Annotated in this window: 11 protein-coding genes; 2 read left to right on the top strand and 9 right to left on the bottom strand. The window is 72.8% G+C overall.

Annotated features, from left to right (window positions below):
• Positions 1 to 6: 6 nt before the first annotated feature.
• Entirely contained in the window at positions 7 to 1,407 is a 1,401-nt protein-coding gene (locus ACXVGS_RS13180; protein WP_458528898.1) for an aminotransferase class III-fold pyridoxal phosphate-dependent enzyme, read from the bottom strand.
• The gene (locus ACXVGS_RS13175) at positions 1,404 to 2,045 is read right to left on the bottom strand and encodes a GNAT family N-acetyltransferase (RefSeq protein WP_458535631.1); all 642 of its coding nucleotides are present in this window, start codon (positions 2,043 to 2,045) and stop codon (positions 1,404 to 1,406) included. Before ACXVGS_RS13175 ends, ACXVGS_RS13180 begins: the two co-directional genes overlap by 4 nt.
• A gap of 84 nt (positions 2,046 to 2,129) precedes the next feature.
• On the opposite strand from ACXVGS_RS13175, the gene ACXVGS_RS13170 reads away from it, so the two are divergent.
• Positions 2,130 to 4,352, top strand: a complete 2,223-nt coding sequence (locus ACXVGS_RS13170; RefSeq protein ID WP_458537037.1) for a HelD family protein — start codon at positions 2,130 to 2,132, stop codon at positions 4,350 to 4,352.
• A 216-nt stretch (positions 4,353 to 4,568) separates the two neighbouring features.
• A complete protein-coding gene (locus tag ACXVGS_RS13165) occupies positions 4,569 to 4,979 on the top strand; it encodes a hypothetical protein (RefSeq protein WP_458528901.1) in 411 nt (136 codons plus the stop codon).
• Between the two features lie 20 nt (positions 4,980 to 4,999).
• Here ACXVGS_RS13165 and ACXVGS_RS13160 read toward each other — a convergent pair whose 3' ends face one another.
• The 7 genes from ACXVGS_RS13160 to fbaA all read right to left on the bottom strand — a co-directional run.
• Entirely contained in the window at positions 5,000 to 5,515 is a 516-nt protein-coding gene (locus tag ACXVGS_RS13160) for a DUF402 domain-containing protein (RefSeq protein ID WP_458532870.1), read from the bottom strand.
• 14 nt (positions 5,516 to 5,529) lie between these two features.
• Positions 5,530 to 6,816 (bottom strand): adenylosuccinate synthase, encoded by a 1,287-nt coding sequence (locus ACXVGS_RS13155; protein WP_458528903.1) that lies wholly within the window; start codon positions 6,814 to 6,816, stop codon positions 5,530 to 5,532.
• A 136-nt stretch (positions 6,817 to 6,952) separates the two neighbouring features.
• Positions 6,953 to 7,972: a response regulator transcription factor gene (locus ACXVGS_RS13150; protein ID WP_458532723.1), complete on the bottom strand. Its 1,020-nt coding sequence runs from the start codon at positions 7,970 to 7,972 to the stop codon at positions 6,953 to 6,955.
• Between the two features lie 330 nt (positions 7,973 to 8,302).
• A complete protein-coding gene (locus ACXVGS_RS13145) occupies positions 8,303 to 9,493 on the bottom strand; it encodes a thiolase family protein (protein WP_458528905.1) in 1,191 nt (396 codons plus the stop codon).
• A gap of 44 nt (positions 9,494 to 9,537) precedes the next feature.
• Positions 9,538 to 10,686 (bottom strand): acyl-CoA dehydrogenase family protein, encoded by a 1,149-nt coding sequence (locus ACXVGS_RS13140; protein WP_458537036.1) that lies wholly within the window; start codon positions 10,684 to 10,686, stop codon positions 9,538 to 9,540.
• Between the two features lie 119 nt (positions 10,687 to 10,805).
• Positions 10,806 to 11,210 (bottom strand): DUF3151 domain-containing protein, encoded by a 405-nt coding sequence (locus ACXVGS_RS13135; protein WP_458537035.1) that lies wholly within the window; start codon positions 11,208 to 11,210, stop codon positions 10,806 to 10,808.
• On the bottom strand, positions 11,207 to 11,944 hold a 738-nt coding region (gene fbaA, locus ACXVGS_RS13130; protein WP_458537034.1), incomplete at its 5' end, for a class II fructose-bisphosphate aldolase. The genes ACXVGS_RS13135 and fbaA, both read right to left, overlap by 4 nt.

Below are 11,944 nucleotides of genomic sequence, written 5' to 3'. Positions count from 1 at the left end.
GCCGGACTAGCCGCCGAAGACCTCGGCCAGCGCCTCGTCGAGCAGGCGCAGGCCGAGCCGGGCCTCCGCCTCGGTGACGATGCACGGCGGGACGACGTGGAGGCGGTTCATGTTGACGAACGGCAGCAGGCCGCGCCGCTTGCACGCCGCGACGAGGTCGTTCATCGGCTTCGCGGCCGCGCCGGAGGCGTTGTAGGGCACCAGCGGCTCGCGGGTCTCCCGGTCGGCCACCAGCTCCAGCGCCCAGAACACGCCCCGCCCGCGGACCTCACCGATGACGGCGTGCCGGGCGGCCAGCTCGCGCAGGCCCGGGCCAAGGACGTCCTGCCCGATCCGGCGGGCGTGGTCGACGATCCCCTCCTGCTCCATGGCGCGGATCGTCGCCACCGCGGCGGCGCAGGCAAGCGGGTGGCCGGAGTAGGTCAGGCCGCCGGGGTAGGGGCGCTCGCGGAACGTCTCGTGGATGGCGTCGCTCAGGATGACGCCGCCCAGCGGCACGTAGCCGGAGTTGACCCCCTTGGCGAAGGTGATGAGGTCGGGGGTCACGCCGCCGTCGATGCCGTCGAGGGCGAACCACTCGCCTGTGCGCCCGAAGCCGGCCATGACCTCGTCCAGGATGAGCAGGATCCCGTGGCGGTCGCACAGCTCGCGCACCCCGGCGAGGTATCCCGGCGGCGGGGTCATGATGCCGGCGGTGCCCGGAATGGTCTCCAGCACGATCGCCGCGATCGTGGCCGGCCCCTCCATCTCGACCACGTGGGCCAGGTGCGCCAGGGCACGCTCGGACTCCTCCGCCTCCGTGGTGGCGTGGAACTGCGAGCGGTAGAGGAACGGGCCGACGAAGTGCACGACGCCCTCGGCGCCGGAGTCGTTGGGCCAGCGGCGCGGGTCGCCGGTCAGGTGGATCGCCGCCTGGGTGTGCCCGTGGTAGCTGCGGTAGCGGGAGAGCACCTTGCGCCGGCCGGTGTGCAGCCGCGCCATCCGCACGGCGTTCTCGATCGCCTCGGCGCCGCCGTTGGTGAAGAAGACGTGGTCCAGTCCCTGCGGGGCCCGCTCGGTGACCAGCCGGGCCGCCTCGCTGCGGACGTCGTTGGCGTGCTGCGGGGCGATGGTGCACAGCCGGCCCGCCTGCTCCTGGATGGCCGCGACGACCGCGGGGTGCTGGTGACCGATGTTGGTGTTGACCAGCTGGGAGGAGAAGTCGAGGTAGCGGTTGCCCTCCCCGTCCCACAGCCAGCAGCCCTGCGCGGCAGCCACCACCATCGGGGTCAGCGCCCCCTGGGCGGACCAGGAGTGGAACACGTGGGCCCGGTCGTCGTCGTACGCCCGCCGGGCCGCCTCACGGTCGATGACCGGGGTGGGCGGGGCGAGCTCCTCGGCGGTGGGCTGGGCGGCGACGTCGGTCATGCCAGCGAGCGTATCCGCGCGACCAGCCCTTCCTCCACGGTCGGCCACTCCTCGTGCAGGATGCTGAACACCACGGTGTCGCGGAACGTCCCGTCGGCACGCCGCATGTGCCGGCGCAGGACCCCCTCGCGGGTGGCGCCGAGCTTGGCGATCGCGGCCTGGGAGCGGTCGTTGAGCAGGTCCGTCTGGATCTTGACCCGCCCGAAGCCGCAGTCCACGAACGCGTGCCGCAGGATCAGCAGCTTGGCCTCGGGGTTGACCGCGGTCCCCCACCACCGCGGGCCGTATGCCGTCCAGCCCAGGTGCGCGCGCTCGTTGCCCAGGTCGATGTCGCCCAGGCTGGTCGTGCCCACCACGGTGCCCGCGGCACCGAGGTCGCCGTCCGCGACCAGGCGCAACGTGTATGCCGTGCGGCCCGTCTCCCGGGCGTTCGCCAGGGAGCGCGCCACCCAGGCGTGCATCGCCTCGGGGTCCGCGGGGCGCCCCGCCGGGCCTCCCCCGTAGCCCTTCGCCCAGACCCGCTCGTCGTCGAGCGCGGCGAAGAGGCCGGGCGCGTCGTCGGGGGTGGTGACGTCGAGACGGACGACGGAGCCGACCAGTGGCTCCCCTGACGGTGGGCGAACGCCTGATGGGGACACGCGGGCAGATTAGACTCGTGCGTTCGCACGTTGGCGTGCGACCCCGTTGACCACACCACGAGCCGACAGGCGGAGAACGTGACCGTGCCGGACCAGTCGAACCACCAGCCGAAGCAGCCCTCGGCGGAGGTCGCCCACGAGATCGCGGTCGAGCAGGCGCACGTCGACCGTGTCTACGCCGAGCTGGGCAAGGCGGCCGAGCGCGCCTCGCTGGTCGAGGCCGAGGGCCTGGCGCGCGGCCGCACCGACCGCACCGGTGACGTGCGCGAGGAGGAGCTGACCGGCCTGTTCGAGCGGGACGCGCTGGTCTTCAACGCCGCCCGCCGCCGGACCACGCTCGACACGCAGTACGAAGGCCTGGTCTTCGGCCGGCTCGATCTGCTGCACGAGACCCGCACCGGCGCGGAGGACCACGAGGTCCGCTACGTCGGGCGCCTCGGGGTCCGCGACGACGACTACGAGCCGCTGGTCATCGACTGGCGCGCCCCGGCCGCGGCGCCGTTCTACCGCTCCACCCCGGTCGACCCGATGGGCGTGCTGCGCCGGCGGGTGCTGCGCTGCAAGGGCGCCGACGTCATCGGGGTCGAGGACGACCTCATGGTCCCCGAGGCCCCCGAGGGCATGGTCGTCGTCGGTGACGGTGCCCTCATGGCCGCGCTGACCCGCAGCCGCGGCGCGCAGATGCGCGACATCGTGGCCACCATCCAGCGCCACCAGGACGAGGCGATCCGCGCCTCGGCCCGCGGCATCACCGAGATCACCGGCGGCCCGGGCACCGGCAAGACGGTGGTGGCCCTGCACCGCGCCGCCTACCTGCTCTACTCCGACCGCCGACGGTTCGAGAGCGGCGGCATCCTCGTGGCCGGCCCCTCTGCCGCATACACGGCATACATCGAGCGGGTCCTGCCCTCCCTCGGTGAGGAGACCGTGACGTTGCGCTCCCTCGGCGACGTCGTGGACGGGGTCACCACCGAGCGGCTCGACTCCAACGAGGCGGCCGCGATCAAGGGGTCGCTCCGGATCCGCCAGGTGCTCTCCCGCGCCGCGCGCGACCTCACCCCGGATGCGCCGACCCAGTTCCGGGCGTTCATCGGCGGCCGGCCGATCCGGCTCGACGCGCCCGTCCTCAACCGGGTCCGCAGCCAGGTGCTGCGCCACCACCAGCGCAACCTCGCCTGGGAGGCCGCCGAGCAGGCGCTCGCCGAGGCGGCGTGGGCCAGCGACCGGCACGGCGAGAAGTCCGACTTCCTCGACCGGTTCACCGACCACCTCGAGGTCGACGCGTTCATGCAGAAGTGGTGGCGTCCGGTCGACCCGCGGGAGGTGCTGCTCTGGCTCGCCGATCGCGAGCGTGCCCAGCGCTACGCCCAGGGGCTGCTGTCCCCGGCCGAGGTCGACGTGCTCGTCGACTCGATGCAGGTGGCCCTGGAGACCGGTCAGTGGTCGGTCGCCGACGTCGCGCTCATCGACGACCTCGCCTCGCGACTCGGCGCGATGAAGGAGGCGCCGCGCGAGGAGCGCGGGTTCTACGAGATCGAGGAGCTCGACGACCTGTCGCAGTACGGCGTGGCGGAGGTGCAGTCCCAGCGGCTGACCCCGTCGGGCACGCCGCGCCAGTCCGAGGTCGCGCCGCACTCGATGCACGAACGCCTGATGTACGGCCGGATCGGGCGGCCGGAGGAGTACGCCCACGTCCTCGTCGACGAAGCCCAGGACCTCTCGCCGATGCAGTGGCGGATGCTCGGGCGCCGGGGCCGGTGGGCCTCGTGGACCGTCGTCGGCGACGCAGCACAGAGCTCGTGGCCGGACGGCGCGGAGTCGCTGCGCGCCCGGGATGAGGCGTTCGGCACCCAGCAGCGCCGGACGTTCCACATGGACACCAACTACCGCAACGCGCGGGAGATCTTCGACTATGCCGCGGTCGTGGTGCGCCGCGAGGTGCCCGACGCCGACATCCCGCGGGCGGTGCGCGAGACCGGGGTCCAGCCCCGCGAGGTCCGTGTGCCCGTGGCCGAGCTGGAGCACCGGCTGGTCGACGCCGTGGAGGACCTGCTCGGCGAGGTCGAGGGCTCGATCGCGGTCATCACGCCGCGCGCCTGGGAGGACCTTGCCGCCCCGCTCGGCAAGCATGCCTCGGAGCGCGTGTACGTCGTCGACCCGATGTCCACCAAGGGCCTCGAGTACGACGCGACGGTGATCCTCGACCCCGCGGAGATCACCCGCGAGTCGCCCGGAGGCGTCCGGGTCCTCTACGTGGCGCTCACCCGCGCCGCACACCGGATGACCGTCCTGGAGCCGATCGGCTGAGCCGCCGGGGCCCGGACGGCCGAGCCGCCGGGGGCTGGCCGGCTGACCGAACGGTGGGCTGGGATCGGCTCTCCAGCCGATGCATGAGCGCCGCCTCCGGCGAAGGGGTGTGCGACACCCCCGAGCCCTCACCCGCGGGGACGACGTAGGTCGCCCTACGTCCTGCCTACGCTCGGCCTACGGCATTCTCCGTGCCGTCCGACCGAGGAGTCAGCCATGCTCCGCACCCCACGCCGGCTTCGGGCGCCGCGTCGATCCGCGGACCCCGGACCAGAGCACGTCCTGCACCGGGAAGGCATCCCGCCGACGCCTCCCCCATCCACCGACAGGCAGGCTGCCGACGCGCAGCCGGCGGTCGATCCGACTGCGCCAGCACGGGTCCCTGTCGCCGACCCCCACGCCGGCACGCCCGAGCTGGTGGTCTCCCGGCGACGCGGGTGCGTCGTCCTGACCGCCACCGACGGCACCGAGGTCGGGGTGATCCAGGGCGACTACGTGATCGGCTTCACCGCCCGCTACCTGGGCCGGGCCCGGTTCATCAAGGACCTCGACGAGGCCAAGGACGAGATCACCCTGGCCTGGCTGGAGCAGCGGGGCCACGCGGAGGCCCAGCCCCAGGCCGGCTGAGCCACGCCGCCGGACCGGCCTCAGGTCACCTGGCCCAGCCACGGCTCCCACACCGCCGGGACGAACGGCGCCTGCTCGGCGCGGACCGCGGCCAGGACCGCGTCCCGCGAGGCCTCGGCCATCCGCACGACCTCGCGCGGGTAGCCGAACCGCACCCGGTGCTCGGCGAACTCGTCCTCGTCGTCGACGTAGACCCGGGCGTCGCGCGTGCGCACCACGTCGAGGTCGAGGTCGACCATCGTCACCTCGTCGCCGGAGGCCGACCAGACCGCAGGGGTCGCCATGTCGACGTAGACCCGCGTGTCATGCCGGTGCCCCTCCCCGTAGAACCTCGCCACCCAGGCCCGCCCGGGAGGGACCAGCATGACCAGGGGCCCGGTCGCCTCGTAGGCCACCACCTCGGGACGGGTGAACACCGTGCCGGCGGGACCGCCCAACCACACGCCGTGGTCGTCGATGCCGAGCCGCCGCAAGGGCGCCAGCCAGTGCTCACGACCATCCCACTTGGTGAACCTCAGCAGGACCTCGTCCACCACGACGCCTCGCCGGGTCAGCCGAGCAGCGAGTGCCGCTCGATCGTGGCCTCGCGGCCGGGGCCCACGCCGACCGTGGAGATCCGGGCGCCGATGAGCTCCTCGAGCCGCTCGATGTAGCGCTGGGCGTTGACCGGCAGGTCCTCGAACGTGCGGCAGCCGGAGATGTCCTCGCTCCAGCCGGGCAGCTCCTCGTAGACCGGGACCGCGTGGTGGAAGTCGCTCTGGCTGACCGGCATCTCGTCGTGGCGGACGCCGTTGACGTCGTAGGCCACGCACACGGGGATGGTCTCCAGGCCGGTCAGCACGTCGAGCTTGGTGACGACGAAGTCGGTGACCCCGTTGACCCGGGTGGCGTAGCGGCCGACGACCGCGTCGACCCAGCCGCACCGGCGCGGGCGGCCGGTCGTGGTGCCGAACTCGGCGCCGACGTCACGCAGCCGGTCGCCCATCTCGTCGTGCAGCTCGGTCGGGAACGGACCCTCGCCGACACGGGTGGAGTAGGCCTTGAGGATGGCGATGACCCGGTCGATGCGGGTCGGCGGCACCCCGGACCCGGTGCAGGCGCCGGCGGAGGTCGCGTTGGAGGACGTCACGAACGGGTAGGTGCCGTGGTCGACGTCGAGCAGCGTCGCCTGGCCCGCCTCGAAGAGGACCGTCTTGCCCTCGTCGAGGGCGTTGGACAGCAGCAGCCCGGTGTCGGCGACCATGGGACGCAGCCGCTCGGCATACGTGAGGAGCTCCTCGACCACCTCGTCGACCTCGATGGCCCGACGGTTGTAGATCTTCACGAGCACCTGGTTCTTGATGTCCAGGGCGCCCTCGATCTTGGCGCGCAGGATCTTCTCGTCGAACAGGTCCTGCACCCGGATGCCGATGCGCGACATCTTGTCGGCGTAGGTCGGGCCGATGCCGCGGCCGGTCGTGCCGAGGCGGCGGCTGCCCAGGAAGCGCTCCGTCACCTTGTCGAGGACGCGGTTGTACGACGGGATCAGGTGGGCGTTCGCGCTCACGACGAGGCGCGAGGTGTCGACGCCACGGGCGTTGAGGGCGTCGATCTCCTCGAAGAGCACCGACAGGTCGACGACCACGCCGTTGCCGATGACCGGAGTGCAGCCCGGGGTGAGGATGCCGCTGGGCAGCAGGTGCAGGGCGTACTTCTCGCCGTCGATGACGATGGTGTGGCCGGCGTTGTTGCCGCCGTTGAACTTCACGACGTAGTCGACACTGCTGCCGAGCAGGTCCGTCGCCTTGCCCTTGCCTTCATCGCCCCACTGGGCGCCGACCAGCACGATCGCCGGCATGCGGGCCACCTTCCCTACGCATCGCTCACGGCACACCCGCCCGTCCGATGGTGCGGGAATGGCTCAGGCCCCGCCGCAGATGCGCACGGGGCCCGTGCGCCCGAACGATACCGGCTCGGGTCGGCGGAGAACGAACTCACCCGGTCGGGACGCCGGGGCCGACACCGCCGCGGGCGGCCCCGATGAGACCCCGGCGCTGCGCCGCGACGCCGAGCTGGAACCGCGTGTCGGCACCCAGGTCGGCCATCAGGTTGGCCACCCGGCGGCGCACCGTGCGCACGCCCCAGCCGAGGTAGCGCGCGATGGCCTCGTCCTTGAGGCCGCCGGCGAGCAGGGTGAGCAGGCGGCGGTCGGCGTCGGTCTCCACGGAGGCGTCCGGCACGGGGAGCGCCACCGACCAGGCCAGGTCGAACATGGTGGTGAACGCCGAGACCAGCATCTCGTCGCGGATGACGACGAAGTCCGAGGTGGGTTCGTGCCAGCTGGCGACCGCGAGCACCACCTCGTCGCCGAAGACCGCGAACTCGCTCGGCGGGCTGTCGGTCACCCGCTGCTGCTCCCCGACGTCGGACCAGCCGCGCATCCAGCGCTGGCTCGCCGGGTCCTCCAGCGCACTGAGCGGGTAGAGCGCCCGCTGCTCGCGGCCGGCGGCGACCGCCGCCTGGGCGGTCCGGTAGGTGTCGTCGTCCAGCCCCGGCCCGACGTCCACCCGGACGACGGAGGTGCGGATCACGCCGCTGGTGATGCGGATGGTGTGCTCGACCAGGCTCGGCGCCAGCTGCGCCGAGACCTCCTCCCAGGCGGGCCGGCGGGTCGCCGTGCTGTCGGACTGACCGACCCGGTGGTCGGCAGCGAACTGCGCGATCGCGTTGCGCGCCTCGGACAGCTCCCGGCGCCGCGAGTCCAGCCGCGCCTCCTCGCTGTCGATGAGCCGCTCGAGGGCGGCGCGGGGGTGCTCGACGACCACCTGGTGGTCTGTCGTCTCCCGGACGAGGCGGATCGCGATGAGTGACTGCAGCGCGGTGGTGACCTCCTCCAGCGTCCAGCCGAGCTCGGCGGCGTGGGTGGCGACGTCGCTCCTGCTGGAGCGCAGGATCCGGCGGTAGAGGGTCTCCGCCGCCTCGGAGACGCGGAACGGCGCGAGGTACGGACTCATCCCCGACCCCCCGGGACGAGGGTCCCTTCCGTCGAGCGGCGGCGGGCAACCCTGCCAGCGATCGATGTCATGTTTGGCAGGTTACGGCCATTGGCAGGAGAGGGCCATCATCCGGCGCGGAAAGAGTGCATCATCGTGACAGGTCGGGATCGACACGCAGGGGACGCAGGTCACCCGGCCAGAGCAGGATCCCTCTCGCAGGGGCCCTGCAACACCGCAGGGGGCAGTGCCGGGGGTCGGGACTCATCAGGGTCCCGGCCCCCGGCCCTTCTGCGTCCGGTTCACCGCCGGTATGCCGCGCCGCCCGTCCGGGGCCGGCTCACCGCGACCTCAGGCCGTGAGGTTCTCCAGGATGGTCGCGTTGGCCATGCCACCCCCCTCGCACATGGTCTGCAGGCCGTACCGCCCGCCCGTCCGGGCCAGGTGGTGCACGAGGGTGGCCGCCAGGCGGGCCCCCGAGCCGCCCAGCGGGTGACCGAGCGCGATCGCCCCGCCGTTGGGGTTGAGCCGGGTCCGGTCGGCCCCGGTCTCGGCCAGCCACGCCAGCGGCACCGAGGCGAACGCCTCGTTGACCTCGAACGCGTCGATGTCGCCGATGGACAGCCCCGCCTTCGCCAGGGCCTTGGCCGTGGCCGGGATCGGGCCGGTGAGCATGATGACCGGGTCGACCCCGGCCAGGACCGCGGTGTGCACGCGGGCCAGGGGGGTCCAGCCGTTCGCGGCGGCGATCTCGGAGGTGGTCACCAGCATGGCGCCGGCCCCGTCGGAGATCTGCGAGGCGTTGCCGGCCGTGACGGTGCCGTTCTCCTCGAAGGCGGTGCGCAGCCCGCCGAGCACCTCCAGCGTCGTGCCAGGCCGCACGCCCTCGTCGGTGGTGAACGTCGTCGCCGGCTCGCTGCCGTCGAGGAGCACCGAGCCGTCAGCAGCCAGCGGCACCGGCACGATCTCCTCCTCGAACGCGCCCGCCTTCTGGGCCGCCGCGGCCAGCTCGTGCGAGGCCACGCTGTAGGCGTCGACGTCCTCGCGGGACAGGCCCCACTGGCGGGCGATCATCTCGGCGCTGATGCCCTGGTTGAAGGCCACGTTGTCGTAGCGGGCCATGACGCCGGGACCGAACGGCATACCCGGGCCGTTGGCGACGCTGGAGCCCATGGCGACCCGGGTCATCGACTCCACGCCACCGGCGACGGCGACGTCGTACTGCCCGCTGATGACACCGGCGGCGGCGAAGTGCAGGGCCTGCTGGCTGGACCCGCACTGGCGGTCGAGCGTGGTGGCCGGCACGGCCTCTGGCCACCCGGCGGCGAGGACGCCGTTGCGCCCCACATTGAAGCCCTGCTCGCCGACCTGGGAGACGCAGCCCCAGATGACGTCGTCGACCAGCGCGGGGTCGAGGCCGACCCGGTCGGCGAGCCCCCGCAGGGCGATGGCGCTGAGGTCGGCCGGGTGGGCCCCGGCGAGGGCGCCCTTGCGGCGGCCCACGGGGGTCCGCACGGCCTGGACGATGACGGCGTCGCGCATGGGGTGTTCTCTCCTGGTGTCGGGTGGCTGGAGTCGTGGTCCCGCTACAGGCCGAGGTCCTTGGCGATGATCGACTTCATGATCTCGCTGGACCCGCCGTAGATCCGCGAGACGCGGGCATCGGCGTACATCCGGGCGATCGGGTACTCGAGCATGTAGCCGTAGCCGCCGTGCAGCTGCAGGCACGCGTCGACGACCTCGGCCTGCAGCTCGGTCGTGTAGAGCTTGACCCGGGCGGCGTCGGCACCGGTCAGCGTGCCGGCGTCGAGCTCCTCCAGCGCCGCGTCGACGAGCTGACGCCCCGCCTCGACCCGGGCCGACAGCCCGGCGAGGACGAACTTGGTGTTCTGGAACGACGCGATCGGGGTGCCGAACGCCTTGCGCTCGCGCACGTAGTCGCGGGTCAGCTCGATCGCCCGCTCGCAGGTGGCCTGCGCGGACACGGCGATGGACATCCGCTCCTGGGGCAGGTTGGCGGTGAGGTACTCGAAGGCGCGGCCCTCCTCGCCGAGGCGGTTGGCCACCGGCACGCGCACGTCGTCGAAGAACAGCTCGCCGGTGTCCTGGCTCTTCAGGCCGATCTTCTCCAGGTTGCGCCCGCGGGTGAAGCCGGGCATGCCCTCCTCGACCACGAGCAGGGTCAGCCCCGCCCGGCGGTCACCGGGGTCCCGGGAGGTGCGGGCCACCACGACGACGAGGTCGGCCTGGATGCCACCGGTGATGAACGTCTTGGTTCCGTTCAGGACGTAGTCGTCCCCGTCGCGGACGGCGGTGGCGCTGATGCCGGCCAGGTCGGAGCCGGTCCCCGGCTCGGTCATCGCGATCGCGGTGACGAGCTCGCCGGTGGCGAAGCCGGGGAACCAGCGCGCGCGCTGGGATGGCGTGGCGTAGGCCAGGAAGTAGGGCAGCACCACGTTGAGGTGCAGCTGCAGGGCGCCGGTCACCGCGCCGGTGCGGGCGACCTCCTCGGCGAGGGCGACGTTGTAGAGGAAGGACGTCTCCCCCGACCCGCCGAACTCCTCGGGGACCTGCAGGCCGGTCACCCCCAGGGCGCCCAGCTCGGCATACAGGCTCTTGGGCACCAGCCGGGCGTGCTCCCACTCCTGCACGTGGGGCAGGACCTTCTCGGTGAGGAAGGCCCGAAGGCTCTCGCGGAAGGCCCGCTCCTCGGCTGACTCCGGCCGCCTGCGCATGAGCGCTCTCCGTCCCACTGGATTGCCCGGCCCTGCGAGGTTACCCGCCAGTAGCGCGACAGAGACCAGGCGCCGCCGTGTGACGGGTCACGCGGCGGCGCCTGGTCATGCGCAGGGAATCAGAGGCCGAGCGCCTCCGCAGCCTCGGGCGAGGAGTCGCGCAGGAACTGGGCGCAGCGCTGCTCCTCGTCGGTCTCGCCGATCGCGCCGGCGGCCCGGCTCAGGGCGGCCAGCGCGCGAAGGAACCCGCGGTTGGGCTCGTGCGCCCAGGGCACCGGCCCCTGGCCGCGCCAGCCGCCGCGGCGCAGGGCGTCCAGCGCCCGGTGGTAGCCGGTGCGGGCGTAGGCGTAGCCCTCGACGGTGCGGCCGTCGGCGAGCGCCGCCTCGGCCAGGGTGGCCCAGGCCAGGGACGAGGTGGGGTGGGCCGCCGCGACCGCGGCGGGGTCCTCCCCCGCGGCCAGGGGCGCCGCGGCCGGGTCCTCGGGCAGGCGGGTCTCGGGGATGCCGAGCAGGTTCTGGCTCACTTGGCGTGGGTCCCGGCCGAGCGGAGGTTCTCGCAGGCGGTGACCACACGGGCCGCCATACCGGCCTCGGCCTCCTTGCCCCAGGCGCGCGGGTCGTAGGCCTTCTTGTTGCCGACCTCGCCGTCGACCTTGAGCACGCCGTCGTAGTTCGTGAACATGAAGCCGGCGACGGGGCGGGTGAAGGCGTACTGCGTGTCGGTGTCGACGTTCATCTTCACCACGCCGTAGTCGACGGCGGCGGAGATCTCCTCCGGCAGCGAGCCAGACCCGCCGTGGAAGACCAGGTCGAACGGCTTGGCGTCCGCGGCCAGGCCGCGGGACTTGACGACCGCCTCCTGGGCCTGCTTGAGGATCTCCGGGCGCAGCTTGACGTTGCCCGGCTTGTAGACCCCGTGCACGTTGCCGAAGGTGAGCGCCGTCATGTAGCGACCGTTCTCACCGGCGCCGAGCGCCTCGACGGTGGCCAGCGCGTCCTCGGGCGTGGTGTAGAGCTTCTCGTCGATCGCGCCGACGATGCCGTCCTCCTCGCCGCCGACGACACCGATCTCGACCTCAAGGATGATCTTGGCGGCCGCGGTGAGGGCGAGCAGCTCCTCGGCGATCCGGAGGTTCTCCTCGAGCGGCACGGCCGACCCGTCCCACATGTGGGACTGGAAGAGCGGCGCCTCGCCGCGGGCGACACGCTCGACGGAGAGGTCGAGGAGCGGACGTACGAAGCCGTCGAGCTTGTCCTT

The organism is Oryzihumus sp. (assembly GCF_054325275.1).
This window is presented reverse-complemented; position numbering and strand designations above follow the sequence as displayed.